Source organism: Micrococcoides hystricis (genome assembly GCF_042434215.1).
GTDB lineage: Bacteria > Actinomycetota > Actinomycetes > Actinomycetales > Micrococcaceae > Micrococcoides > Micrococcoides hystricis.
Genome location: NZ_JBHLUB010000013.1, coordinates 1 through 1,756 on the forward strand (window position 1 = coordinate 1; position 1,756 = coordinate 1,756).

At 57.2% G+C, this 1,756-nt stretch carries 1 protein-coding gene; it reads left to right on the forward strand.

All coding sequences use genetic code 11. The annotated features are described in order from the left end of the window. Positions 1–211: 211 nt before the first annotated feature. The gene (locus tag ACFFFR_RS03880) at positions 212–1,573 is read left to right on the forward strand and encodes an MFS transporter (protein WP_377458221.1); all 1,362 of its coding nucleotides are present in this window, start codon (positions 212–214) and stop codon (positions 1,571–1,573) included. The last annotated feature ends 183 nt before the right edge of the window (positions 1,574–1,756 follow it).

The window sequence follows — 1,756 nt, forward strand, 5'->3', positions numbered from 1 at the left end:
ACTGCAACCGGGAGGTTGTGGGAGAGTAGGACACCGCCGGACACCCCTTCACAAAAAAGGAGAGTGGGCCTCACAACGACGTGAGGCCCACACCCATTTAAAAACCATTTTCACAAGGTTCTCGGCCGAACTAAGGCGCTTTTTGCCTTATGCGTCTACAGGCGTAGAATTGATACGCTTTATCGGCTAAATCTTGTGAAAGTTAACCCCTATGACTAGCACTGTTCAGGTGTCTCATCACGGCTCAGGTCAAGTGAGCCAGCGACGCGTTGCCTTTGCAACCCTCGTCGGTACCACAATCGAATGGTACGACTTCTTTATCTTCGCCCAAGCGGCAGCTCTCGTTTTCTCCGAACTGTTCTACAAGCCTGCCGGCCCTCAGATTAGCCTGCTGCTCTCCTTCGCAACAGTCGGTGTGTCATTCCTCTTCCGCCCCCTAGGCGCCTTCTTGGCGGGCCACTACGGCGACAAACTTGGTCGTCGCCTGATGCTGGTCATCACTCTAGTTGTCATGGGCGGCGCGACGACCCTGATCGGTCTGTTGCCGACCTATGCGACTGCTGGCGTCCTAGCGCCGATCCTCTTGTTGGTGCTGCGCATCCTTCAGGGTATCTCCGCTGGTGGTGAATGGGGCGGTGCTGTCCTGATGGCCGTCGAGCACGCACCAGGGGAGCGCCGTGGTCGTGCAGGTGCGGTTCCACAGCTGGGTGTGCCACTGGGTATGCTTCTGGCCTCAGGCGTGATGGCCCTGATGACCGGTGTCATTTCGCCAGGGGACGCATTCATGGAGTGGGGCTGGCGTGTGCCGTTCCTGCTCTCCATCGTCCTGATTGTGCTGGGATACTTCATCCGGCGTGCCGTTGACGAATCCCCTGTCTTCCAAGAGATCGCCGACCGCAAGGAACAGATCTCTGCACCGACCGCCGTGCTCTTCAAACGTCACTGGTACGTTGTCATCCTTGCAGCTCTCATCTTCGCCGGAAACGGTGCATCCGGTTACATGATCACCGGTGGATACCTGACCAACTACACCACCCAACCTGATGGCCTGAACATGGACCGTACAGCCGTGCTGATTGTCATCTCGGCAGCAGCGTTCGGTTGGCTAGTCTCCACCTTCGTGGCAGGTATTCTGGCCGACAAGATTGGTCGCCGCAATACTTACCTGCTTGGCTGGGTGTTACTAGGTGCCATGTCCTTCCCGCTGTTCGCAATGGTCAATACCGGCCGGATCGAAATGCTCTTGATTGCAGGTCTGCTCTTTAGCGTCGGTTTGGGTCTGACCTATGGGCCGCAGGCTGCTTGGTATTCAGAGATCTTCCCGGCCGATGTCCGGTTCTCCGGTGTCTCCGTCTCCTACGCGATTGGTGCGATCCTAGGTGGCGCATTCGCCCCGACCATTGCCACCTGGCTGGTGCAGCAGACCGGTGGTACGACTGCCGTCTCCATCTACCTGCTGAGCATGGTCATCGTGGGTGCGGTGGCAACGCTCTTGCTGCGTGATCGTCAGGGCATCAACCTGTCGATCAAGAATGTTGACGAGCAACGTCAGAACATCACCACCTTCAACTAACTAACATCAGAGCGCGGTGGGCCGGCGACGTCACTGGTTGCCGGCCCACCGCAGTTTAAGAATTACGATGAAGGGCACGTGAAATGGTCCGGGTTTTCTTCCTAGGCGTTTACCCTGATTTCTATTGTTGCTGACAGCTGGTGTTGCTGCCAGTAGTCGGTCTCGACTTCGGCTGGTGTGCGG

Excerpts from the sequence above, each read along its gene's own strand:
- ACFFFR_RS03880 (WP_377458221.1), top strand. The coding sequence starts at position 212 with ATGACTAGCACTGTTCAGGTGTCTCATCACGGCTCAGGTCAAGTGAGC.